Source organism: Psychroflexus gondwanensis ACAM 44, assembly GCF_000355905.1.
Taxonomy (GTDB): Bacteria; Bacteroidota; Bacteroidia; order Flavobacteriales; family Flavobacteriaceae; genus Psychroflexus; species Psychroflexus gondwanensis.
Map to the genome: position 1 here is coordinate 301,307 of NZ_APLF01000009.1, position 25,426 is coordinate 326,732.

General features: G+C 35.3%; 24 protein-coding genes. 13 read left to right on the top strand and 11 right to left on the bottom strand.

The features are described 5' to 3' along the window. The first annotated feature begins 84 nt into the window (after positions 1-84). A complete protein-coding gene (locus PGOND44_RS10235; RefSeq protein ID WP_003441097.1) occupies positions 85-651 on the top strand; it encodes a TlpA family protein disulfide reductase in 567 nt (188 codons plus the stop codon). A 47-nt stretch (positions 652-698) separates the two neighbouring features. Beyond that, positions 699-1,184, top strand: a complete 486-nt coding sequence (locus tag PGOND44_RS10240; RefSeq protein WP_003441099.1) for a glutathione peroxidase — start codon at positions 699-701, stop codon at positions 1,182-1,184. A 305-nt stretch (positions 1,185-1,489) separates the two neighbouring features. Here PGOND44_RS10240 and PGOND44_RS10245 read toward each other — a convergent pair whose 3' ends face one another. Together PGOND44_RS10245 and PGOND44_RS10250 are read right to left on the bottom strand one after the other, a co-directional pair. Then, entirely contained in the window at positions 1,490-1,975 is a 486-nt protein-coding gene (locus PGOND44_RS10245; RefSeq protein ID WP_003441104.1) for a dihydrofolate reductase, read from the bottom strand. 2 nt (positions 1,976-1,977) lie between these two features. Next, positions 1,978-2,376, bottom strand: a complete 399-nt coding sequence (locus PGOND44_RS10250) for a 2TM domain-containing protein (protein WP_003441107.1) — start codon at positions 2,374-2,376, stop codon at positions 1,978-1,980. A 50-nt stretch (positions 2,377-2,426) separates the two neighbouring features. Here PGOND44_RS10250 and PGOND44_RS10255 point away from each other — a divergent pair, with 50 nt between their 5' ends. Further along, on the top strand, positions 2,427-3,512 hold the full coding sequence (locus PGOND44_RS10255) for an aminotransferase class V-fold PLP-dependent enzyme (RefSeq protein WP_003441112.1): 1,086 nt from the start codon (positions 2,427-2,429) through the stop codon (positions 3,510-3,512). A 9-nt stretch (positions 3,513-3,521) separates the two neighbouring features. Here the strand turns inward: PGOND44_RS10255 and PGOND44_RS10260 are convergent, their stop codons facing one another. The 8 genes from PGOND44_RS10260 to PGOND44_RS10295 all read right to left on the bottom strand — a co-directional run bounded on the left by PGOND44_RS10260 (position 3,522) and on the right by PGOND44_RS10295 (position 11,172). Continuing rightward, positions 3,522-3,803, bottom strand: coding sequence for a DUF427 domain-containing protein (locus PGOND44_RS10260; RefSeq protein ID WP_040556045.1), 282 nt, complete (start codon positions 3,801-3,803; stop codon positions 3,522-3,524). Position 3,804: 1 nt separating this feature from the next. Then, positions 3,805-4,773 carry an L-histidine N(alpha)-methyltransferase gene (locus tag PGOND44_RS10265; RefSeq protein WP_003441119.1) on the bottom strand — a complete coding sequence of 323 codons (969 nt, stop codon included), beginning with the start codon at positions 4,771-4,773 and terminating at the stop codon, positions 3,805-3,807. Between the two features lie 15 nt (positions 4,774-4,788). After that, on the bottom strand, positions 4,789-5,934 hold the full coding sequence (gene egtB, locus PGOND44_RS10270; RefSeq protein WP_003441122.1) for an ergothioneine biosynthesis protein EgtB: 1,146 nt from the start codon (positions 5,932-5,934) through the stop codon (positions 4,789-4,791). Between the two features lie 70 nt (positions 5,935-6,004). Beyond that, the gene (locus PGOND44_RS10275) at positions 6,005-6,829 is read right to left on the bottom strand and encodes a thymidylate synthase (protein WP_003441124.1); all 825 of its coding nucleotides are present in this window, start codon (positions 6,827-6,829) and stop codon (positions 6,005-6,007) included. Between the two features lie 209 nt (positions 6,830-7,038). Further along, complete coding sequence (locus PGOND44_RS10280; protein WP_003441128.1) at positions 7,039-8,730, bottom strand: NupC/NupG family nucleoside CNT transporter; 1,692 nt, start codon at positions 8,728-8,730, stop codon at positions 7,039-7,041. Between the two features lie 3 nt (positions 8,731-8,733). Next, on the bottom strand, positions 8,734-9,351 hold the full coding sequence (locus PGOND44_RS10285; protein WP_003441131.1) for a bifunctional nuclease family protein: 618 nt from the start codon (positions 9,349-9,351) through the stop codon (positions 8,734-8,736). Positions 9,352-9,440: 89 nt separating this feature from the next. Further along, a complete protein-coding gene (locus PGOND44_RS10290; RefSeq protein ID WP_003441134.1) occupies positions 9,441-10,409 on the bottom strand; it encodes an electron transfer flavoprotein subunit alpha/FixB family protein in 969 nt (322 codons plus the stop codon). Positions 10,410-10,425: 16 nt separating this feature from the next. Beyond that, positions 10,426-11,172: an electron transfer flavoprotein subunit beta/FixA family protein gene (locus PGOND44_RS10295; RefSeq protein ID WP_003441137.1), complete on the bottom strand. Its 747-nt coding sequence runs from the start codon at positions 11,170-11,172 to the stop codon at positions 10,426-10,428. 155 nt (positions 11,173-11,327) lie between these two features. On the opposite strand from PGOND44_RS10295, the gene PGOND44_RS10300 reads away from it, so the two are divergent. The 3 genes from PGOND44_RS10300 (at position 11,328) to PGOND44_RS10310 (ending at position 15,914) form a co-directional block, all read left to right on the top strand. After that, positions 11,328-12,305, top strand: a complete 978-nt coding sequence (locus tag PGOND44_RS10300; RefSeq protein WP_003441140.1) for a pyruvate dehydrogenase complex E1 component subunit beta — start codon at positions 11,328-11,330, stop codon at positions 12,303-12,305. A 64-nt stretch (positions 12,306-12,369) separates the two neighbouring features. Then, a complete protein-coding gene (locus PGOND44_RS10305) occupies positions 12,370-14,862 on the top strand; it encodes a DUF5686 and carboxypeptidase-like regulatory domain-containing protein (protein ID WP_003441142.1) in 2,493 nt (830 codons plus the stop codon). Positions 14,863-14,936: 74 nt separating this feature from the next. Next, positions 14,937-15,914: a hypothetical protein gene (locus tag PGOND44_RS10310; protein ID WP_003441151.1), complete on the top strand. Its 978-nt coding sequence runs from the start codon at positions 14,937-14,939 to the stop codon at positions 15,912-15,914. An 866-nt stretch (positions 15,915-16,780) separates the two neighbouring features. Here PGOND44_RS10310 and PGOND44_RS10320 read toward each other — a convergent pair. After that, complete coding sequence (locus tag PGOND44_RS10320; protein WP_003441175.1) at positions 16,781-17,821, bottom strand: hypothetical protein; 1,041 nt, start codon at positions 17,819-17,821, stop codon at positions 16,781-16,783. A gap of 121 nt (positions 17,822-17,942) precedes the next feature. Between PGOND44_RS10320 and PGOND44_RS10325 the strand changes: the two genes are divergently transcribed. The 7 genes from PGOND44_RS10325 (at position 17,943) to PGOND44_RS10355 (ending at position 25,426) form a co-directional block, all read left to right on the top strand. After that, the gene (locus PGOND44_RS10325; RefSeq protein ID WP_003441179.1) at positions 17,943-18,464 is read left to right on the top strand and encodes an RNA polymerase sigma factor; all 522 of its coding nucleotides are present in this window, start codon (positions 17,943-17,945) and stop codon (positions 18,462-18,464) included. 43 nt (positions 18,465-18,507) lie between these two features. Continuing rightward, the gene (locus tag PGOND44_RS10330) at positions 18,508-19,395 is read left to right on the top strand and encodes a FecR family protein (RefSeq protein WP_003441182.1); all 888 of its coding nucleotides are present in this window, start codon (positions 18,508-18,510) and stop codon (positions 19,393-19,395) included. 37 nt (positions 19,396-19,432) lie between these two features. After that, positions 19,433-21,907, top strand: coding sequence for a TonB-dependent receptor plug domain-containing protein (locus PGOND44_RS10335; protein ID WP_236611985.1), 2,475 nt, complete (start codon positions 19,433-19,435; stop codon positions 21,905-21,907). Positions 21,908-22,031: 124 nt separating this feature from the next. Beyond that, complete coding sequence (locus tag PGOND44_RS10340; RefSeq protein ID WP_003441187.1) at positions 22,032-22,448, top strand: DUF2141 domain-containing protein; 417 nt, start codon at positions 22,032-22,034, stop codon at positions 22,446-22,448. Between the two features lie 125 nt (positions 22,449-22,573). Next, the gene (locus tag PGOND44_RS10345; RefSeq protein WP_003441189.1) at positions 22,574-23,080 is read left to right on the top strand and encodes an inorganic diphosphatase; all 507 of its coding nucleotides are present in this window, start codon (positions 22,574-22,576) and stop codon (positions 23,078-23,080) included. A gap of 117 nt (positions 23,081-23,197) precedes the next feature. Further along, the gene (ffh, locus tag PGOND44_RS10350; protein ID WP_003441191.1) at positions 23,198-24,526 is read left to right on the top strand and encodes a signal recognition particle protein; all 1,329 of its coding nucleotides are present in this window, start codon (positions 23,198-23,200) and stop codon (positions 24,524-24,526) included. Positions 24,527-24,541: 15 nt separating this feature from the next. Then, a complete protein-coding gene (locus PGOND44_RS10355) occupies positions 24,542-25,426 on the top strand; it encodes a bifunctional 5,10-methylenetetrahydrofolate dehydrogenase/5,10-methenyltetrahydrofolate cyclohydrolase (protein ID WP_003441205.1) in 885 nt (294 codons plus the stop codon).

Genomic DNA, 25,426 nt, shown 5'->3' on the forward strand with positions numbered 1-25,426 from the left:
TTCACAATGTTATGTTTAAAGAAGCCATCTCCGAGAGATGGCTTCTTAGTTTTGAAGCTTGTAAGTACAAGTTAAATACTGATTATGAAATTTTTTAAAAAACATTGGAGTAGTCTTCTTTTTGTAGTCGTAGTTATATTATTGATCCTTCCACCCACAAGACTTCCAATTCAGATTTTTATTAATAAAATTATTGCTTTCAGTCCTTCTGAAATTAGTCAAGATGATAGGGAGTCTCTAACGGATTACGAGTGGTACATGAAAAATGCTGATGGTAAAACGGTAAATTTTGAAAATTCTGAAGATAAAATAATACTCATAAATTATTGGGCAACTTGGTGTGCACCTTGTATCGCAGAGATGCCAGATTTGCAAAAACTATATGGCGATTATAAGAATAAAGTAGACTTCTACTTTGTCACCTCAGATTCACAAGACCTTGTAAGACCTTTTTTGAAAAAAAGAAATCTGGATATCCCTGTATATTACTTGTTATCGGAGCCTCCTAAAGGTTTACAAAGTCAAAAATTACCAACCACATTTCTTATCAATCCTGAAGGGGAAATCGTTATAAAAAAGACAGGAGCTGCCAATTGGAATAGCGCCACTGTAAGACATACAATTGATAAAATATATTCAAAAAATCTATAAACAAAAGCCTAAGTCAAATAGGCTGCAATACATTTAAAATAAAAAATATGAACTCCAGTATACACCAATTTCTAGCCACCGATATAAAAGGCGATACCTTTGAATTTTCAAATCTTAAAGGGAAAAAAGTTATGATTGTAAATACAGCTTCTCAATGTGGACTTACTCCTCAATATGAAAAGCTGCAAGAACTCTATGATACTTACAAAGATTCTGATTTCACTATTATAGGTTTCCCAAGTAATGATTTTATGGGGCAAGAGCCTGGAAGCAATTCTGAAATATCAAAATTTTGTGTCGAAAATTATGGTGTGGAATTCAAAATGATGGGAAAGATTAAAATTAAAGGGGATGATAAACATGATGTCTATCAATTTCTAACCGATAAGGAATGGAATAATAAACAAGATAGCTCGGTAGAGTGGAATTTTCAAAAATATCTTTTAAATAGGAACGGTGAGCTCGAAAAAGTGATTTCTCCACAAACATCTCCAATGGATGAAGAAATTGTGAATTGGATAAAACAAAGCTAAAACATAAAATAGGTTATCTGATTGTAGGAATCTTTTGTTAGGTTTAAGGTCGATTTGTCCTTGAGGTGTGACATATTATTCGTTTTACCGAAACATGTTCGTCACAGACTTTTTTCACTCTCATTTCTGAAAAAAAAATGCTTATCATCCCGACAGTAAAATTCGGATGATTAGCTTTTTTTAATCACGTTATCAAAAAATAATTCAGAATCTTTTACGGCCTTTAAAAGGCAAATAGGTATAAGTGGATTTTAAAATTTGGTTGAAATAATCAACCGCGTTTTAAACTCAATACAACTGAAGATTTACTTTTTAGTATAAGTTAAATAACTAAATGAATACTTGTGTTTTTCATCTTTGTCATGAAATTCAGAATTGACTAGATCCCATTTTTCTTCATCAATCTCAGGAAAAAAGGCGTCAGCTTCAAATTCGCCATGAACACGAGTTAATTCAATTTTATTAGCAAACGGTAAGGCCTGCTTATAAATCTCACCTCCACCAATTATAAAAATTTGGTCTTCAGTAGAACTGAATTGGATCGCTTCTTCAAGACTATGTACAACTTCTATAGTCTCATTTTTATAATTTTCCTGCCTGGTAATTACCACATGTTTTCTATTAGGGAGAGGCTTGGGGAAGGATTCAAAGGTTTTTCTTCCCATAATTATATGGTGGTAAGACGTAAGAGCTTTAAACCTCTTAAAGTCATCTGGAAGACGCCAAATTAAATCGTTATCTTTTCCAAGAGCATTATTTTCTGCAGCCGCAGCAACTATCGTAATCATCATGTCTATTGAGAATTTTTGTTATCTTGAGCTGGCTCATCGATAGGGTGCTTTTTATCTACTTTTCTTTGAAGTTTTCGAAGTCGTTCTAGCTGTTTTTCCACAAGTCTGTTCATTTGTTTTTCTTCCCATTCTTTACCCATTAGGTTATTGACAATAAACACGTTGATGGCATGGATGATTAAAAAGAATAGCCAAATTAATATGGCAGTAACAAACCAATAATTATTAAAAGGCTTGAAATCGACCATATAATTTAATACGATATTTACAAATATGAAAATCACAGACCCAGCTATAAATACTACAAGATGAGTTACCAATCGCTTCTTTTGTTTTAAACGCTGATGAGCATTTTCATAAAGCTCTATGGCTTCAGGGTCAATTTTCTTATTTGAATCCATTTTCAGTATATTAGAGCTCCAAATTTACTAATACTTTCACAGACTTGAACATGATAGATTTAAAAAAAGAATTTCCCATTACCTCTACCTATACTTATTTAAACACACCTTTTACAGGTGTACTTTCTTCTGAAGTTTCCAAAAAGATACAGGATATGGAGGAAGCTTATAGATTAAGAGGAAGCGTGTTTACCAATGAATACGAAAACCAGATTATTGAAGATACCAAATCGTTAATCGCTAAAATTTATAATTCCAAAGCTGAGAATATTGGTCTTCTCAATAACTTTTCAACAGGATTCAATCTGATTTTGAATGATTTGTCGGATTCCTCTAAAGTTGTTTTGTTAACACAGGATTACCCTTCAGTTAATTTGCCAGTGAAATCTCGGCATTTTCAAATTTATGAAGTTGATATTAATCATCACTTATACGAGAATTTAAGAAAAGTCTTCTCAGAGGAAAGTCCAGATTTTTTCATGTTTAGTATGTCTCAATTCATAAGTGGTATAACATTTAGTATGGATGCCTTAAAAGAGCTTAAAAATGAATTTCCAAGCGTGAGCTTTATGGTGGATGCGACTCAATATTGCGGTACTGAGTCTTTTGATTTTGAGAACTCCCCATTTGATGTCTTTGGGACAAGCGGTTATAAATGGATTAATGCTGGTTTGGGGAACGCTTTCTTCCTAATAAAAGATAGCTTTTTGAATCGATTCAATTTTAAAACTATCGGGAGCAATTCACTTAGTTCAAAACCAGAGGGTGAACCAAGGTTAACCGGATTCCTTGAACCAGGGCATTATGATATTCTTGCAGTTGCAAGGTTGAAATTTGCTTTAGAATTTCACTACAATAAAGTGGGAATCGATTTTATTGAATCAAACATCAAAACACTTTCAAAACAAGCCAAAGCTCAATTCTTGGAGATGAATTTACTGGATAACGAAATTATTAACGCAGACGCCTATCAGAATATATTCAGTCTAAAAGGAGATGAAAAATTAATGGAGAAGTTGCAAGACAAAGGAATCTTAAGTGCTTATCGAGGAGGTAGAATTCGAGTTGGATTTCAATATTTCAACACGGGAACTGACTTAGAAATGTTATTAAATGAGTTGCGTGAAAATTCTTAATTAAAAACTCTATTCCACAACGTCTACTCCTTTCCAAAATGCTACATAGTTTTCAATAGCATTGGCTTTAGATTTTGTTTCGGGATAATACCATGCTGCATTTTTATTTTTTTCGCCTTTTACTACTAAAGTATAATAGGAAGCTTTTCCTTTCCAGGGGCAAGAAGTATGGTAGTCACTATTTTCAAAATAAGCGCGGTCAATACTGGAAGCTGGGAAATAGTGATTCCCTTCTACGATTATTGTTTCATCACTTTCAGCTATTTTTTGTCCATTCCAAAGTGCTTTCATATCATTTTTTTTTAAAGGTATAATTTTTATAATAACCATTTTCACTTTCAAAAACTCTGTCGATATTTAAGTTAGCCTCACTAGCTAGCCATTCTACGGTTTCATCGTCGTATTTCTGAGAGATTTCTGTATGGATAGTTTCCCAAGCTTTAAAATCAACCGTAAGTTCTAGTTTTGAAATTTTGACCTGCTGCGTTTTCCGGCTTACCAAAAAACTCTTAGCAGTTCCCGTTTCTGGGTCGTAGGTTTCCCAATGGAAAAATGAATCCAAATCGAAGTTTGCATCAAACTCTTCATTCATTCTTACGAATAGGTTTTTATTAAAAGCTTCGGTGAGCCCTTTGGGATCATTATAGGCGTCAAGAACGGTTTGTGGATGCTTTTTTTGATCAAAGCCCATGAATAACAAATCTTCTGAAGACATGTTTTCTTCAATTTTAGATAAGAAATCGACAGCATCACTGTGCATTAGGTTTCCTATGTTGGACCCTAATACTAAAATCACTTTCTGCCTTTTGTTATAACTAGAAAGCTGGTTCAATACTTCAAAATAACTTCCTTGAAGTAATTCGTAGCTTACTTTTGGTAATTCATTATTTAAAGCATTTCCAAGTTCATCCAGTACATTTTGGCTAATGTCTACTGGTAAATAATTAAAATTGGCTTCAATTTCGACGAGGTGATTTAGTAAAAGTTTAGTTTTTTTTCCATCACCAGCACCTAGTTCGATTAAGTCGAACCCTTCTTTAAGCTTAAACTTTTCAGCAATACCTGAAGACTGGTGCTTTAAGATATTGTACTCACAAGTCGTTAAATAATATTCTGGCATGGCCATGATATCTTGAAATAGTTTATCTCCTTTTTTATCATAAATAAATTTGGAAGACAAATGTTTCGGATAATCTGAGAGTCCTTTGATAACATCTTTTTCAAAAGCTGTGTGGGTTGTCGTTTGAGTTGTATTGTTCATTGTGTGATTGTCGATTTATTTGGCGAGTCTTACACCGCTTTGCTGCCATCTCATATGAGGGTGAAAAAAATTTCGGTATGTTTTCCTAGTGTGATGGCTTGAGGTGAGGGCAGAACCACCGCGTAATACTTTTTGGTTGACCATAAATTTGCCATTGTACTCTCCAAGAGCGCCAGCTGCTTTTTTGTAGTTTGGATAGGGGGTATAAGCACTTTCTGTCCACTCCCAGCGTTTTCCCCAATCGAATTTCTCTTGGGCGATCTCCCATTCAAATTCGGTGGGTAATCTATACCCTTTCCATTGAGCAAAGGCAGCAGCTTCGAAGTAGGAGACATGACTTAAAATATGGTCTAAATTTAATGGTTTTAAACCATTTAAAGTAAACTCAAACCAACCTTTCTCTTTTTTTTGCCAATACATGGGATAGTTTATGTTTTCAGCATGGATCCAATCCCAGGCTTCGGCATGCCATAACAACGGATCTTTATAACCGCCATCCTCTATAAATTCTAAAAACTCTCCGTTAGTGACAAGCCCATCTCGAATCTTAAACTCTTGAAGAAATACTTGGTGAGCTTCAGTTTCGTTATCGTAGCAAAATCCCTTGCCGAAATGGCCTATCTTATAAAGTCCTTCCTTAACGGAATGCCAGTTTTGGTTTTTTTCTTGGGAAGATTGCTCATCAAAACTTTCTTCATAGACTGGAAAAAGAGGATTATGACCAAAACAGTATTTAATATCCATCAACAATAATTCTTGGTGTTGTTTTTCATGATGGATGCCAATATCTACTATGGATAAAAGTTCATTGTGATTAGGATTGGAATCTAACAGCTTTGATAATGCGTTAGTGACATGAGATCTATAGTTGAAAATTTCCTCTACCGAGGGTCTTGATAAATTACCACGATCAGTTCTCATCACTCTATCCCCTTTTGCTTCATAATAGCTATTGAAGAGGTAAGGATAATCTGCATTGTATAACTTATAATCTTTACTGAATTTGGTAAGTACAAATACTTCGAAAAACCAAGTCGTATGGGCTAGATGCCATTTTGTAGGTGAAACAAACTCAACAGGTTGTATAACAAAGTCTTCTAGTTGAAGAGGCTTGCAGAGATCTCCTGTAAAGGTTCTCGTTTTTAAAAATTCTTGAATCATAATTAATTAAAATGGAATTTACTAAAAAATGACTCTGAGCAAGACCTATTCTAAAAGAATTAACCAAAGTTTAAATAGCCACTTTTCCTTTGATATGTGGATGTGGATCGTAATTTTCTAAAGTAAAATCTTCAAATTTAAAATCGAAGATAGAATTTACTTCCGGGTTCAGCTTCATAGTAGGAAGGGGTCTTGCAGTTCTGGAGAGTTGGAGATCAACCTGTTCAAAATGGTTGTTGTAAATATGGGCATCTCCAAACGTATGAATAAAATCACCTAATTTTAAATCACAGACTTGTGCAACCATCATCGTAAACAAAGCGTAAGAGGCAATGTTGAAGGGCACACCTAAAAAGACGTCTGCACTACGTTGATAGAGTTGACAGGATAATTTCCCTTCAGCGACATAAAACTGGAAGAAGGCATGGCAAGGTGGTAAGGCTGCTTTTCCATTGGCTATATTGTCTTCAAAAGAATCTGAAGTATCTGGCATAACACTTGGGTTCCAAGCAGAAACCATCATTCTTCGGCTATTAGGATTTGTTTTTAAGGTGTGAATCAATTCCTCAATTTGGTCGATATCTTCAGAATTCCAATTTCTCCATTGGTGGCCATATACTGGGCCAAGATCTCCATCTTGGTTGGCCCATTCATTCCAGATTTTAACGCCATTTTCCTGCAAATAGGAAATGTTGGTGTCCCCTTTTAAAAACCATAGCAATTCATAAATGATAGATTTGAGATGAATTTTCTTGGTGGTTACCAGCGGAAACCCTTCGTTAAGATCAAATCGCATCTGGTAGCCAAACACGCTTTTGGTTCCTGTTCCTGTTCTATCGCCTTTCTGGATTCCGTTGTCAAGAATATGAGAAATTAAGTCGTGGTACTGTTTCATAAACATCGTATTAGGGACATCCAAAAATAGAAATTTTAATGTTCAGAGATCGATAATCAACTATTTTTTATCTCAATTTAACGACACTTATTATCCGAGTCCATTTGTAGTGAAACTCGGTTTCTGTGTATTCTTAGTAATACGTCATGAATAGTAAAATTCTATAAAGCCTTTTTATGGATACTTTTCTAGGTTGACTACTTTATGTACTAACCGATAATCATCCCTGCAATAGTAGCAGACATGAGAGAGGCTAGGGTTCCGCCAATAAGGGCGCGCATACCAAATTCTGATAAAACTTTACGTTGTCCTGGTGCCAGCGAACCTATACCTCCAATTTGGATACCAATAGAGGCGAAGTTGGCAAATCCACATAACATATAGGTGGCCATAATGACCGATTTTTCGAAGTTTAAACTCAGGGCATTTGCAGTGTTTTTGAGTTCTGCTAGCTGAATATATCCAACAAATTCACTAGCCACTAGTTTTATCCCTAAAAGCTGTCCCATGAGCATTACATCTTCTTTGGCTACCCCTATCAGCCACATGAGTGGAGCAAAGATAATCCCTAGAACAGCTTCCAATGAAAACTTATCGTAAGGTGTATTTTGGGCAACTAATACATTCAGATTGGTAATATCTCCAATCTTTTCAAATCCATAATTAATAAAAGCGATTAAGGCTACAAACACGAGGAGCATTGCTGCAACATTCGCCGCAAGTTTTAAACCTTCGGTAGTACCGTTGGCAATAGCATCTAGGATGTTGGAACCTATTTTTTCTGAAGATACTTCTACGTTGGTATTTACTTTTTCTAGTTGGGGATAGAGTATTTTGGAAATAACAATAGCTCCAGGAGCTGCCATGACGGAGGCTGCAAGCAAATGTTTTGCAAATGCTAACCTCATAACTGGGTCATCTCCACCAAGAAAACCTATGTAGGCAGCAAGGACCCCTCCAGCCACAGTTGCCATACCACCAATCATCACCAATAGGATTTCAGAACGGGTCATGCGTTCTAAATACGCCTTAATCATCAGTGGGGCTTCAGTTTGTCCAAGAAATATATTCCCTGCAACACTTAAGCTTTCTGCTCCAGAAATTCCTAATAATTTAGAAAGTACCCAAGCTAATCCGCTCACCACCTTCTGAATAATTCCTAGATAGAATAAGATAGAAGTTAGTGCTGAAAAGAAAATAATAGTGGGCAAGATTTGAAAAATAAAAATATAGCCGTAAGTACTAGTGTCCATTAAATCTCCAAGTAAAAACTCACTTCCAGCTGCAGTGAAATCCAAGATTTTTACGAAGATATTTCCTACAAATTCGAATGCAGACTGTACAAAAGGAATTTTTAATACGCCAATGGCCAAGATAAGTTGGGCTAATAATCCAAACCCAACGGTTTTCCAATTAATGGCTTTTTTATTTTTGCTCAGGATATAAGCGATAAGGAGTAAACTGAACATGCCCAAAACGCCTCTCCATAAGCTATTGAAACTAAAATTTTGATTGGAAATAATAACCTTAGAGGCCGCTATTTCTGAAATGGATTCAGTAGTATTTAGTTTATTGAGTTGTAGCTTGAATTTTTCAGAAGTTAAGCTCAAAACAGAATCAGAAGAAAACTGAAAATCAAAGACAATGTCGTTTAAAGAACTTAATTCAGGTTTCAATATGAGCTCACTACCCTCTGTAGAAAAGTTCCCTTGATGTGCGAGATCTTTTGTAGAATGTTGGATTGTAAAAACGGAATCTAAAAACTCTATAGTCTGCTCATTTTCTAAATAGAGGACCGAGTCTTGCTGTTCTTTGATATCAATTTCCCAAGTCCCCTGGATGTTTTGGGCCATTAATAAAGTAGGCAGGCACAGTAGGAGTACCCAAGTCAAATGTTTCATTTCTTAGCTTCGTTTAGAAATTTCATCACGAATTTTTGCAGCGCGCTCATAATCTTCGTCAGTAACGGCTTTGTCGAGAAGTTCGTTTAGTTTTTTTGTCGTCATTTGGCTAAACTCACTTTTAAATGAAGTTGTTTTTTCTTTGGATTCTTTTCGTTCGGTAGCGTCTATATTTTCAGAGTCGTATATATCGCTACTTTCGCCTTTATCTTTTAAGTAAATACCGGCTTTGTCTAGAATATTTTTATAGGTAAAAATAGGGGCATCAAACCGGAGCGCGAGAGCTATAGCATCGCTTGTGCGAGCATCTATGGTTTCTTCAATACCATCTCTTTCACAAACCAAGCTAGAATAAAAAATTCCATCTACCAGTTTATGGATAATAACCTGCTTAACGGTAATTTTGAATCTATCTGAAAATGATTTGAATAAATCGTGTGTAAGAGGTCGTGGAGGTTTTATTTCTTTTTCTAAGGCGATGGCTATAGATTGGGCTTCGAAAGCTCCAATAACTATTGGCAATTGTCTATCACTATCCATATCGCTCAATAATAGTGCATACGCACCATTTTGCGTTTGACTATAAGATATTCCTTTTATGCTAAGTCTAGCTAGGCTCATACTACATTTTGTTAAATAAAAAGGCGGTCTAATTTTAAGGATATCTTAGAAATTAGACCGCCCATTATTAAGGGCACAATTTATAAAAATTATGAGTTATTCGCTTTAAATTCCTTTAGTTTTTCAATCAATTGTGGGACAACTTCAAAAGCATCGCCCACAACACCGTAATCTGCAGCTTTAAAGAATGGAGCTTCAGGGTCTGTATTAATCACAACTTTATTCTTGGAAGCGCTTATACCAGCGAGATGCTGTATAGCTCCAGAAATACCAATAGCAATGTATAAATTGGTAGCCACAGGTTTTCCTGTTTGTCCAACGTGTTCGCCGTGAGGTCTCCAACCCATATCACTTACGGGTTTTGAACAAGCTGTTGCCGCATTAAGAACTTCAGCAAGCTCTTCAATCATTCCCCAATTTTCAGGACCTTTCATTCCTCTTCCAGCTGAGACGACGACCTCCGCATCTGCAATGCTTACTTTATCTTTATTTTTATCTACAGACTCTACCGTAATTCCGAAATTTTCATCGGTAAGTTCTGGAGAAAATTCTTCTTGCGTTAGAGAAGATTCATTTTCTTTAAGACCGTAAGAATTACTCGATAACCCTAAAACTTTTACATCTGTAGAAATAGAGGTTATACTGAAAGCCTTGTTTGTAAAAGCTGTACGTTCTACATTAAATCCCTCATCCACTGTTGGAAGCTTCACAGCATTAGAGACATATCCAGCTTCTAGATCTACTGCTAGAAGTGGTGCCATATATTTCGCATTAGCACTTTGGCTAATGATTACAACTTTGGAACCTTCTTTTTTAGCTGCTTGTGTGATCACTTCAGCATAGGCATCAGCATTAAATTTTGAAAGCTTATCGTTGGAAACCTTCAAAACCTTATCGACACCATATTGACCTAATTCCTCTACATTTTCTGCATTAACGGTAACCGCAGTTACGCTAGTCCCCATTAGATCTGCAATTCCCTTGGCATAAGAAGCGACTTCATAAGCAGCTTTCTTAAGTTTGCCATTCTCCGATTCTGTATATACTAAAATTGACATATTATATTTTTTAAAGTTATATAGCTTTTGCTTCGTTATGAAGTAAGTCTATTAGTTTATCTAAATTATCTGCGTCTATTAAAGTGACTTCACTTTTGGGTTCTGGTTTTCTAAAGCTTTTAGCTTCAGTATGAATTTCAGAAGATAAAGGCTCTATGACATTTAAAGGTTTTTTTCTAGCCATCATAATTCCTCTCATATTAGGAATTTTTAAATCGCTTTCTTCTACTAAACCTTTTTGACCACCTATAACTAAGGGTAAAGTTGTTTTAATTGTTTCTTTACCTCCATCCATCTCTCTAACCGCTGTTGCCGTTTCTCCTTCAATTTCTAAGCTCACACATGTATTGATGAAATTGGCTCCGATAAGTTTAGCCAACATTCCAGGTACCATACCTCCATTATAGTCTATAGATTCTCTACCTGCAATCACTAAATCGTATTCGCCATCTTTCGCAACTTTGGCCAATTCCTTCGCTACTTGAAAACCATCTAGAGGCTCAGTATCTACTCTATAAGCAGTATCTGCGCCAATAGCTAAACATTTGCGAATTGTTGGTTCTGTATCTTTACCTCCTACAGTCACTACATCTACTGTGGCATTTTGTTTTTCTTTAAACCACATCGCTCTCGTTAAACCAAATTCATCATTTGGATTGATAACAAATTGAACTCCATTGGTATCAAATTTGGTGTCGTTGTCCACAAAATTAATCTTAGAAGTGGTATCAGGTACGTGACTTATACATACTAATATTTTCATTACATCGATTTTTAAAGTATTATAGAACAAATATAATAGTTTTGGCTCTAAAATACTATGCATGCATAATAAAATTTTTATAAGATTCTTATAGTATTTAGAATTATGAATTGCTACTTTTGTGCTTTATTTTTAATAAAAAAAAATACATTTAAATGAGGACAATCCAATTTAGAGAAGCTATCGTAGAGGCTATGAGTGAAGAAATGAGAGCTGATGAGTCTATCTATTTGATGGGCGAGGAAGTTGCTGAATATAATGGTGCTTACAAAGCATCCAAAGGTATGCTAGATGAGTTTGGAGAAAAGAGAGTTATAGACACACCTATTTCCGAATTAGGCTTTACGGGCATTGGTATAGGGTCTGCCATGAACGGAAACAGACCTATTATTGAATTTATGACCTTCAATTTTGCTTTAGTAGGAATTGATCAAATTATAAATAACGCTGCCAAGATGAGACAGATGTCTGGAGGGCAGTTTAATATCCCAATAGTCTTTAGAGGCCCAACGGGTTCTGCAGGTCAGTTAGGGGCAACCCACTCTCAAGCTTTTGAAAGTTGGTTTGCCAACACTCCAGGGCTTAAGGTTGTGGTTCCTTCCAATCCTTATGATGCTAAAGGGCTTTTGAAATCAGCAATCAGAGATAATGATCCTGTTATTTTCATGGAAAGTGAACAGATGTATGGTGATAAAGGAGAAGTTCCTGAAGAAGAATATACAATACCCTTAGGTAAAGCAGATATAAAAAGAGAAGGTACGGATGTGACCATTGTTTCTTTCGGAAAAATTATAAAAGAAGCTTATAAAGCAGCAGAAGAACTTGAAAAGGATGATATTTCTTGTGAGATTATCGATATTAGAACCGTTAGGCCTTTAGATTATGAAACTATCTTAAAATCTGTAAAGAAAACCAATAGATTGGTAATTCTTGAAGAAGCTTGGCCTTTTGGTAATGTAGCTACAGATATTACTTATAAAGTCCAGAATGAAGCTTTCGATTACCTGGATGCGCCTATTGTGAAGCTTAATACTGCAGATACCCCTGCCCCATACTCTCCTGTCCTTTTGGAAGAATGGTTGCCCAACAGTAAGGATGTTATAAAAGCGGTTAAAAAAGTTTTATATATTTAACATAACCTAACCTAAAAAATAAGCTTCATTTGCATAAAATTGCATTTGAAGCTTTTGCAGTTGAATGAAACATAGTCTATTACTTCTTTTTGCCCTTATTTCTAGTTTTGCTTTAGCCCAAACCAAGGTTAGTGGCAATATTTACGATACCTCTGGTAAGCCAATTCCCTACGTGAATGTTGTATTTTTTAATTCTTCAGAAGGAACAATTTCTGATGAAAATGGAAAATTCTACCTTCAATCGGATAAAAATCACACCTTCCTTGAGTTTTCATTTATGGGTTTTGAAAATTTAAAGTTTCCTCTGAATAAAAAGACCACTTATAATATTGAGGTTAATCTTGAAGAAAATTCAGCAGAACTAAACGAAGTCATCGTATATTCTGGAAAAACCTCAAAGAAAAATAATCCTGCTATTGATATTTTAAAAAAAATATGGGAAAATAGGAGGGAGAATGGAATCAAAAAATTTGATCAATATCAATACGATAAGTATGAAAAACTTGAATTTGATCTCAACACTATAGATAGTTCGCTTATAAATAGTAGAATTTTCAATGGTATGGAGTTTATTTTTGATGACTTAGATACAAATGCTGTTACTGGAAAATCTTACTTACCTATTTTTCTTAACGAAGCAGCTGCTAAAGTTTATGGGAGCAATATCTTAAATAAGGAGAAGGAAATTTTAACCGGGAATAAAAATTCGGGATTTAGCAATAACCAAAATCTTATTGCCTTTATTAAAGACCTCTACGCAGAATACGATGTCTATAATAATTATATCAAATTTTTTGATAAAAGTTTTGTAAGTCCCCTGTCTACTACTGGTGTAGATAATTATAATTACGTGCTTACGGATAGTACTTATATAGAAGATAAGTGGTGCTATAACATTGTGTATTATCCTAGGCGAAAAGGTGAGCTCAATTTTAAAGGAGATTTTTGGGTAAATGACACGACTTGGGCGATCAAGAAAATAAATTTGGCCATGTCCAAAGGCGCTAATATCAACTGGATCAAAGACGTCTATATCGAACAAGAGTTTGATGTGCTTAACGATTCTGTATTTCTGATTACCAAGGATCTATTTATGACCGATTTTTCCTTAACTAAAAAAGAGGAATCTCGTGGAGTCTATGGAAAACGTACTACCCTGTACGATAACTATGTATTCGATAAACCTAAAGGAAATGCCTTTTACAATTACCAGCCAGAGGTCTACAATGAAGCTATTTATAATAGAGATGATCAGTTTTGGACTCAAAATCGCCAGGAGGAATTAAACAAAGATGAAAAGCAGGTTTATAAAACTCTAGATACCCTTAAAACTGTAGATGCGTTTAAGAGAATATATAATGTAGGAACTATTTTAGCTACAGGATACTGGGAGCAAAATGGATGGGACTTTGGTCCGGTATTTTCAACCTTTGGCTTTAATGAAGTAGAAGGGGTAAGAGTAAGAGCTGGGGGAAGAACTTATTTTTCTCAAAATGATCCTTGGAGAATTCAGGGCTTCTTGGCTTATGGATTTGGAGATGATAAGTTCAAGTATGGTATATCAGGGAAATGGCTGTTGGATCAAAAAATGAGATTGATTATCGCTGGGGGAAATAGAAGAGACGTGGAGCAACTTGGTGCTAGTCTTACTAATTCTACCGATGTATTAGGGAGAAACTTGGCTTCCTCTTCGGTACTTACAGTTGGAGCCAATACGAGCCTTACTAGCATAAACTTGTCCAGTTTTTCTATCAGCTTTGAGCCTCTCAAAAACTTTAATATAAGGTTTGAGGGTAATTTTAAAAGTTTAAAATCGGCTTCAGATCAGTTTAGTTTAGATTACTTTACGAATCCAGAACGTACCGAAACTAAGGCTATAACACAACAAGTAGAAGTATCTTCTATTATACGATTTTCTCCAGGTCGTGAAACAACCGGCTATGGTGTGGAGCGCCTCACGGTAAATACCGATAAATATCCAGAACTTTTTTTCAATTACACAAAAGGACTGAACACTATTACCACAAGTGATTTCGACTACGAGAAGCTGCAGTTTTATTATAGACAGCCTATCCAAATTGGGGGCTTTGGCAGCTTTATATCCACCGTAGAAGTAGGAAAAACCTTTGGGGCTGTTCCTTTAAGTTTGCTAAGCATTGTGCCAGGTAACCAAACCTTGTTTTCCATACAGGGCACCTTTCCTTTATTAGATTTTTATGATTTTGCAACAGATACTTACGCGAGCGTTAACTTTGAACATAACTTCAATGGTCGATTCTTTTCCAGAATACCTTGGCTTCGGGAATTGGATTTAAGAGAAATTGTTTCGGTGAGAGCAGTTGCAGGGAGCATTTCAGAAGAGAATCAGTTGCTCAATGCCTCCTTTTCCAATCCAATATTAAGAGCGCCAAGCCGAGAGCCCTATTGGTCCTACAGCTTAGGGATTGATAATATATTTAGGATCTTAAGAATAGATTTCCACTTTAGGGGTAACTACAATGATCTACCAAGCGCCAGAAAATTTGGGGTGACAGGTGGCTTTGGATTCCATTTTTAAAAATAAATAAATTCTAAAGTAGGGTAAGCTGGTTTTGTGTTGTTCTATACTTGAACACATAAAATAAACACATAATGAAACTCTTAAAACCAACAGTAGGTCTACTAGGATTAGCTTTAATGTTTTCCTGCTCCTCAGACGATTCTGTCTCAGATCCAAATTTAGGAAATACTCCTAAATCTAACCTAGAAATTAAGGCCGTTGCTAACGGAACCTCTGCCAATGCTAAATCTGCTGCTAATGTAGAAGTTGCTGCATTTTTTATCAATATTAAAAATATTGAATTCGATTTTGCTGACGGATTTGGTGATGGAAATTCATCTGGTTCTGATGATGATTATTTGACTTTTGAAGAATTACCTAGTGAGATCGTGGCTTATCTAGAGGACAATTATCCAAACGATCCCTTCTGTAAAGGAGAATTAGAAGATGACGACGACGAGGATGAAGATCCTTACGCCTACGAAATTGAATTGCAAAGTGGAACTGAAATCTATTTTAGAGCAGACTTTAGTATTTATGCTATAGAGTCTGACGACGATGGTTGCGATTTTGATGATGATGGCGATGATAACGACGAAAGTTACGGAAGTGACGATGATTTTGAATTAAATGGTCCTTTTGAACTGAGTCTAACTTCGGAAGTGATTACAGTGATCAACGTCGAAATTCCCGTTGGAGAATATGAGGAAGTGGAGTTTGAAATGGATAGAAGCACTAATCCAAATAGTGATTTATTTCAAAAATCTATCCTGATGAGAGGAACGATTTCAGGAACAGAATTTGAATTTTTCCACACTTTTAGTGAAGAGTTTGAAGTAGATTACGAAGATGCTGGTCAAAATCTTGTGATTACCGAGGATAATAATAACACAATTATTTTTGAATTTGATTTAACTTCAGTATTTAATTCTGTCGATTTAACTGGCGCTACAGATGGAAATGAAAATGGAGTCATTGAAATTAGCCCAGAGGATAATGATGGCAATAGACAACTTGCCAATAGTATTAAAAATGCGATTAAAACTTATGTAGATTTACTGGACGACTAGAAGTTGTCCAAGACTCTATTTTAACCCCCTATTTGGATTGCCAAATAGGGGTTTTTTTATGCTATACTTTTTATTGATCCAATGGTTTAATTCATTTTGATAATGGTTTTACCTCGCTACTAATTTATCTATAGTATCAAATTTATAATGTCTTTTATTTGAAGTCGTGAGCTTAACCTCGAGAGGTATTTCAGAACAGCAGTTAGATGATATTTTGGTCGATTCATTATAAATCAATCTAGCGCCAAGATAAAGACGTAACTACTATCGCATCTGCAATCTAATCCATAAATGATAAGTTGCATTTACTTAGCTTTTTACAAACTTTAAACTCTACGATTATAAGGTATCAAAAGAATAATCTGAGATAGGAAACGCTATATCTAACCAATGCATCTCCGTTTTCTTTCCTAGTGATTAAAAATCCTCGCATAAGGTTGCCGAATTTTTGCTGCCCCGCTCCCAAGGGAGCAAACATCCTAAGTCAAATACTGGTTTTAGAATAACGCCGCACTTTAGGCTAGATAATTATCAGAAGGGTAAAGCGATATTTAGCTGATAATTAATGTTTAAGGAAGTTAAAGGACATAAAGCTATTTATAAAGGGCGGACTTTTAGGAATTCTCTATTTCATTTTTAATCCTAGTTTTGATCTGACTTAAAATCAAAAGTGCCCCAACCAATGGGATAGAAACAATGAATAGTGTTTGAGTGCTTTGGGAAGTAAAAAGCCTTACAAGGATAACTACAATGAGAATTAACCATGCTAATAGTGCTAGATAAAAAATAGCGTTCAAAACGTTTAATTTAGATTTTAAATCCTTTATAGTCGGTTGATTAGAATTCATTAACAAGTAATTTATAAGTTAGAGTTTTTCAAATATTAAAATACTCAATTCATCAGTATCAAGATCTTCGTCGTAAAGTTCAATAGTATTTGGACTTGAAAACCTAACGACCAGCCAATCTTCATCAAACTCTTCCAACAGTTCATTGCTTTCAAAATCCAGCTCAAAAATCAGTTCTTCTTCATCAATTTCTGCAGTCCATTCACCAGTAAAAGAGTTTCCGCTTGTGGTATTAATTACCGAAATAGTGTTGTCTGTATTAAAAGTAAAAACAAAATCAACGTAATCATCTGTTTCATCTTGTTCTTCATCACTAAAGGAAGTGACTTCAAATTCTCCACTGGTGATAAAAGCAACAAATTGTTGAAGTTGTGTGCTGCTATTTATAAATAAAGAGGGGTTAAAACAATTCTCGGTAAGGTTTCGTATAGCGATTTCTAACTCTAAATTTGATACTATATTTTGAACAGTAGTGTCTATTCTAATTTTTATAGGGTAAGCGATCTCATAAAAATCATCAGTCGGCTTTAAATTGTCTAAAAAGTTGAAAAATTGAGCCTCATTTTGTATGGACCTTTCGTTTATAAAATTATTGTCGCTATCAAACACATTAAGCTGTATAGGGAAGGTGTATTCTAGACAATTAATTTCTGTACTACCTTCCACTGTATTTAAGACAGTGATCAAGGCTATTTCATTTTCAATGTTGAGGAGTTCGTAATTAGGAAGGGATACCTGGACTGGAAAAGTGATATCAATACTGTAGTCGTTGGGCAGGGAAATTAGTTCGTTTATAACCGCTTGATAGTCATCAAATTCATTTAGGGTGAAGGTATTAGTGGAATTGATCGTAATCTGGTATGGAAATTCAAGGCTTAGGCTATTCGAACTATCAATGAAATCATCAAAAGCAGTCGGGTTTTGATTAAGTCTGGAGATAAATCCAGTCAATTCACTTTGACTTGTAAGACTTGAAGTTTCATCCACTTGTTCAAAAAATTCCTCAGTTTGACAAGAGAGTAAAATAAAAAAGAAACCAAATACGTATAATTGTTTCATAATCTGTAAATTTAATAAAACCTATCTTAAGATATAACAACTTTTTCCACATAAACCCTAACATCCAATTAGGGTTTATATATTGTCATTTGTTTTATATAAAACTAGTTAATGAGATCCTATGGAGAAACAACTCGTCGATAACGTCTGTGAAGAACAGGTTTTTGAAGGGATTTATAGCAAAAATTCAGAAGTGATAAATAATTACTTCTTCTATAAGTTTGGTAATCAGGTTATGGCAGAGGAATCTGTACAGGAAGCGTTTATAAAGCTTTGGGAGAATTGTAAAAAAGTTCCTTTTGCAAAGGCAAAATCTTATTTATATACAGTGGCCAATAATATTTCTTTAAATAAATATAAGCATCAAAAGGTAGTTTTGAAGTACGCAAAGACTGAGCCTCAGCAAACTGAAGATCTCCAAAGCCCAGAGTATAAGATGGAGGAGAAAGAGTTTAAGGTAAAGTTAGAAAAAGCTATACAAGACTTGTCAGAAAAGCAAAGAACTGCCTTCTTGCTCCATCGGATTGATAATAGATCTTATAAAGAAATAGCAGAAATTCTGAACATAAGTGTAAAGGCTGTAGAGAAGCGCATGCAAAAAGCTTTAGAGGGGATGAGAAAACAAATTGACGAATTCAAGTAGGGTAAAGCCTTTTTTGATTGTTCTTTAAATAGATAGTATAGAAATGAAACAAAAATACAACTTAGCAGATTGGCTCGACGGTAAAGTAGATGATGAGGCTGTCCAAAACACAAAGGGATTTGATACATTAAAGAAGATCAAAATGTATTCGGCGCATTTTCAAAAGCCAGAGTTTAAAAAAGATGAGGTTTATAAGGCTATCGAGAAGAAAAAATCCAGCCATAGAAAAACTAAATTTAACTGGTCCATAGCGGCGACTATCCTTTTAATAATAGGAGTATCGACACTCGTTTTTACTTTATCCAATAAAGATTTTACATCCAAAATCAACTCCCAAGAAACGGTTCTGCTTCCCGATGACTCTAAAGTTATTTTAGCTCAAAATAGCAAATTTCAATTTAATAATTGGTTTTGGAGCTTCGACAGGACCACCAAACTCTTTGGTAAGGCTTATTTTGATGTGGCTAAAGGAAAAACATTTACGGTTAAAACCGATTTGGGAACCGTCCAAGTTTTAGGAACTCGCTTTGGTGTTGAGTCCAGAGATTCTATTTTTAAAGTAGTCTGCTATGAAGGGTCAGTAAGAGTGACCTCGTTAGAAAATGAAATCATTTTGGAAAAAGACCAATTTGTTGCTTTTCAGAATGGACGTAAAGTAGTGCAAAGTAATGTGTACATAGACCAGCCAGACTGGATATCCACTAAGAATGTATTTAAAAACGCTCCTTTGTCTGAAGTCATCCTTCAGTTAGAAAAAGACTATACTATAGAAATAGATATATCTAAGCTCAATCAAAACGAGCGTTTTACAGGAAGTTTACCTTCAGATAATCTTTCCCTGGCTTTAGATATCTTAGTAAAAACGTATCAAATCAATTTCAAAGTTGTCAACAAAAATAAGTTTATTTTTGTTGAGGATGAGACCAGATAAACCCTTTATAAGATTTCTTTTTTTAATACTGCTAATCTTGTCGGTCAATTCTCTTTTTGGCCAATCTTCTGAAAAGTTAAGTCTTGTTGAGTTACTTGTTACCCTAGAAGATAAATACGGTGTGTCCTTCAATTATTTGTCTGAAGAGTTGTCTGATGTTAGAGTTCTTGCTCCTCAAAACGTTGAACTTAAGTTAGATTTAAAGTTTTTAGAACAACAACTTCCTCTTGAGTTTACTTTTGTAACTGAAAAAAATATAAGCATTTCTTATAATAGGAATCTTAAGTGCTATACATTCTTAAATGCAAATTCGCTGTCTCCTGTTTCTGGAGTGGGAATATACCAGAATACTAAGATTTTGGGAGAATCTAACGGCATGGGCAAAGTCTTTGTCGATTCTACCTTTGAGCTATCAGAACTAAAATTCTATCATCCTAAGTATTTCAATACCAGAGGAGCACAAACTCAATCAAATGCAGAAAACTGTAGTATTATTTATCTTTTTCAAGAAATTCAACTTGATGAAATTCTTTTGCAGGACTATTTAACCAAGGGTATATCCTTAAATACAGACAACAGTATACGTATAGTGCCTCAAGAGTTTGGTGTACTTCCTGGTCTCATCAACGCAGATGTTCTTCACAGCTTGCAATATGTTCCAGGCATCGTGAATACAGATGAAACTATCGCCCAAATTAATGTTAGAGGAGGAACACACGATCAGAATTTGGTGCTTTGGAATGGCGTACGACTTTATCAAACTGGTCATTTCTTCGGGATGATTTCTGCCGTGAATCCTTTGGTTAACAATACTATTGATGTTTATAAAAATGGAAGTTCTGCTTTTTTCGACGAAGGGGTATCTTCGGTTATAAATATTACCTCTAGAGAACATACATTGGATTACACTACTCAATTTCAGCTTAATTTTTTGAGTGCAAACGCAAGTTCATTTTTAGAATTAGGCGACAAGTCAACCTTACAGCTTACGGCAAGGCGTTCGCTTACAGATGTATGGCAATCTCCTACTTACGATAGATTTACGGATAAAGTATTTCAAAATACCGAGATAGAAGACTTAGGTTTAGGTAATACAAATACTATAACCACAGAACAGAGTCTCCAATTTTATGATGCTTCTTTACAATATCAATATAGTTTCGATAATAATAGCACATTACATGTAGATGTATTAGGTATTCAAAATAATTTGGTTTTTAACGAAGTATTAGAAACTAATTCGCAACAAAAGCAAAACGATTTTAAACAAGAAAACTTTCTTTTGAATCTAGATTACAGTTTTCCTTGGAACGCAACAAATTCAACTCACATTAGTCTTACTTCTTCATTCTATAAGTTGGATGCTACCAATCGGTCTGTTTCCTCCAACCAGGTTTTAAATCAACTAAATCAAGTGACCGATCTTGGATTGAACTTGAAGAATGACCATCAATTATCAGAACAATTCATACTCAATACGGGCTATCAATACAAAGAAGTAGGAGTGAGAAACGATAATGTGGTAATTTCACCAGATGTTATCCAAAGAGAAAAGAGGGTGCTCACCACTCATTCTGCTATAACGGAGTTGAATTATACCTCCAAAAATGAAAAAGTAATGACTCGCTTTGGTCTTCGCGGAAAATATTACTCTGAGTTTGACGAGGTAAGGATAGAGCCAAGATTTAGTTTTAGCTATCAGATGCATAGCCATTGGCGATGGAACATTTTAGCAGAGCAAAAAAATCAAACTCTCACTCAAGTGATCGATCAGCAGCAAGATTTTTTTGGATTGGAAAAGCGGCGTTGGATTTTGGCAGATGAAAATAATTTTCCTATAATCAATAATCTCCAATACGAGCTTGGACTAAATTTCAATAAAAAGGGATGGTTGTTTCAGGGAAGCATATACCATAAGCAAGTAGAAAGTATTTCTTCAAGCAGTCAGGGCTTTCAAAATCAATTGGAGTTTTTGCGGTTAAGCGGAAATTATGAGGTTTTTGGCGTCGAGTTACTTGCTCAAAAAAGAGTTAATCAGTTCATTTTTTGGGTCAACTTTTCTATAATGGATAATAGTTATGATTTCGAAAGTTTTGATCCTCAGCAGTTTGCTAATAATTTTGAAATCAGACAAAGCTCAGCTTTTGGAATAAGCTACGACTCAGATGAGCTCAAATTGTCTTTTGGTGGGCGCTACTTCTCAGGAAAGCCTACCACAGATATAGATCTTGAAAATCCAATTTTATCTCCACAAACCAATCCAAGTCTCAATTTTTTAAGCCCAAACGAAGCCAATTTGCGGGATTACTTTCAGCTTAATTTTACAGGAAGTTATACGTTCAACCTTGATACTACAGCCTTGGAAACTGGCTTGAGTATTTTGAATCTTTTGAATAGTAACACCTTAACCAATCAGTTTTTCAGGCTAGATGAGTCTGGATCCACTGTAGAAAATATTCGCGTCAGAAATTTAGAGTTGACCCCAAACCTTTTCTTGACTTATCGGTTTTAATAAAAAGTTTCTTTTCTTCTGAATATTTTACCGTTCATCTTAAGTATTCAACTGTTCGTCAATTAATTAAGAATACAATGAAGCTTTCATTCTATTTTTGATGTGAACTTAAAACCCAAACATCATGAACACTATTGTAAAATTAATGACCTTAGCCTTACTATTTTCTCTTCAAAGTCTTGTAGCTCAAGACAAGGGAGATTTAACCATTAGATTTGAAAATGTAAAGGATACTAAAGGAGAACTTTATGTTGGAATTTTTGAAAAGGACAATTTCTTAAGAATACCTACTATTGGAAAAATAGTAAAAGTAGATGAAAAAGGCTCAGAAGTGACCTTTGAAGACGTGGCTTACGGCTCTTACGCGATCTCAGTATATCATGACCTTAATGGAAATCAAACAATGGATCGTGAGTCAGATGGAATGCCCTCAGAACCTTGGGCGATGTCTGGAACTATAGATCCCAATCAATATCCAACTTGGGACGCAGCTAAATTTGATTTAAAGTCAAAAAAACAAGAATTTCTTCTTAAGTTTTAATAAAATAAAAAGATCTGACTTGGAATTTACTTTCAAGTGAGGTCTTTTTATTTGCGTATTTTTTATTTAAAAGTCAAAGTTTTTGTTATTTTTGCCGTCCTTAAAATTTACATAAACAAGCGATTATGACATTTGACGTTTTGATAGAGATCCCAAGGGGAAGTAGAAATAAATATGAGTACGATTTTGACCTAAAACAAATCCGTTTCGATAGGATGTTACATACATCCATGATGTATCCAGCAGACTATGGTTTTGTTCCAGAGACTTTAGCTTTGGATAATGACCCTATAGATGTATTAGTGTTGTTTACCAATCCTGTTGTCCCAGGTTGTGTCGCTAGGGTTAGACCTGTAGGTGTCTTGAATATGTCTGACGAAAAAGGTCCTGACGAAAAAATTATCTGTGTTCCAGTTTCAGATCCTATGGGAGACGATGTTCACAAATTTTCAGATTTGAATCCACACACTATTAAGGAAATAGAGCACTTTTTCAGAACGTATAAAGATTTGGAAAATAAGGAAGTTATAATTGGAAACTGGGGCGATGAGCACGAAGCTAAAGAATTAGTGGAGAAAGCCATAGCTCGTTATAAGGAAAGCGATACAGTGACTAATAACTTCAGCTTATAAGAGGTTATAGTATCCATAATAGTTTTAAGCCACTTTATTTGAAGTGGCTTTTTTAGTTTATAAAATCTTCTTTAATAGATTTCAAATTCCTATTTTTGCAGAAATATAGATGAAATTATGTTCGATAGTTTAAGTGATAAATTAGACAAAGCTTTTCATGTCTTAAAGGGACATGGCCAGATTACAGAGGTTAATGTAGCAGAGACACTTAAAGAAGTAAGAAGAGCATTGGTAGATGCCGATGTTAACTTCAAAATAGCAAAAGAATTCACTAACCTCGTCAAGGAGAAAGCTCTAGGTCAGGATGTTTTGAAGACTTTAAAGCCTAACCAGTTGATGGTCAAAATCGTAAAAGACGAGTTGACAGAATTGATGGGTGGGGATGCAGAAGAAGTTGATCTATCGGGTAATCCCAGTGTCATTTTAATGTCTGGACTTCAAGGGTCTGGTAAAACGACCTTTTCCGGTAAGTTAGCGAATTATTTAAAGTCCAAAAAGTCCAAACAACCCTTACTAGTTGCTTGTGATGTTTATAGACCTGCAGCTATAGATCAATTGCATGTCGTTGGTGAGCAAATAGGCGTTGAGGTATTCTCGAATAAAGAAGAAAAAAATCCTGTTTTAATTGCTGAAGCTGCAATAGCTCATGCTAAGCAAAATGGACATAATGTTGTGATTTTGGATACGGCTGGGCGACTTGCTGTCGACCAAGTCATGATGAATGAAATTTCCGATATTTATAAGGCTGTAAAGCCTCAGGAAACTTTATTCGTTGTAGATGCTATGACAGGCCAAGATGCGGTCAATACGGCCAAGGCTTTTAATGATATCTTAGATTTCGATGGTGTTATTCTTACCAAATTAGACGGTGATACTAGAGGGGGTGCAGCTATTTCAATTAAGTCAGTAGTCAATAAACCTATAAAATTCATTGGTACGGGCGAGAAGATGGACGCTATAGATGTGTTCTATCCTTCTAGGATGGCAGATCGTATATTGGGAATGGGTGATGTTGTTTCCTTAGTGGAAAGAGCTCAGGAGCAGTATGATGAGGTTGAAGCTAGAAAAATTCAAAAGAAAATTGCCAAAGACAAATTTGGTTTTGATGACTTCTTAAAGCAGATCCAGCAGGTGAAGAAGATGGGAAGTATGAAGGATTTGATGGGAATGATTCCTGGTGCTGGTAAGATGATGAAGAATATGGATATGGATGATGATGCTTTTAAGCATATAGAAGCAATGATTCATTCTATGACTCCACACGAGAGGGAAAATCCAACCAGTATAAATGCAAGTAGAAAGAAAAGAATAGGGCAAGGATCTGGAACTTCGGTACAAGAGGTGAATCAACTCCTAAAACAGTTTACCCAAATGAGCAAAATGATGAAGATGATGCAAGGCGGTGGCGGTAAGAAAATGATGGAGATGATGAAAAACATGCAATAACTATAATCTATACACATGACAATTCTTGACGGTAAGAAGTGCAGCAACGACATCAAAAATGAGATTAAAGATGAAGTTGATAAAATGAAAGCTAAAGGTGAGAAAGTACCACATCTTGCCGCGGTTTTAGTTGGAAATGATGGAGCTAGTCTTACCTATGTAGGAAGTAAAGTTAGAGCTTGTGAGAGAGTTGGATTTAAATCTACCTTGGTTAAGCTATCTAGTAATATTTCAGAATTAGAATTATTAGAAAAGATAGAGGAGCTTAATCAAGATGATGATATTGATGGATTCATTGTTCAGCTTCCTTTGCCTCCTCAAATTGACACCCAAAAGGTTTTGATGCAAGTGGATCCTCAAAAAGATGTGGATGGTTTTCACCCGACGAATTTTGGGAAAATGGCGCTAGACATGACCACTTTTATTCCGGCTACACCTTTTGGAATTTTAGAACTATTGGAAAGGTATAATGTAGACACCAAAGGAAAACATACGGTTGTGATTGGAAGAAGCCATATAGTAGGGAGGCCAATGAGCATATTGATGGGTAGGAAAGGATGGCCTGGTAACTCAACGGTTACTCTTACCCATAGTCATACCAAAAATATTACCCAAATTATAAGTCAGGCGGATATTGTGATTTCAGCTTTAGGTATTCCCAACTTTTTAAAGGCAGAAATGATACGTGACGATGCTGTTGTTATAGATGTTGGAATTACTAGAGTGCCAGACGAGAATGCTAAAAAAGGCTATATTATTACAGGTGATGTAGATTATGAAAATGTAAGTAAAAAAGCCTCTTTCATCACACCTGTACCAGGAGGAGTAGGACCAATGACGATAGCGATGTTATTAAAAAACACACTCTTAGCTAGAGAAATGCATAGATCGAGAGAGTAA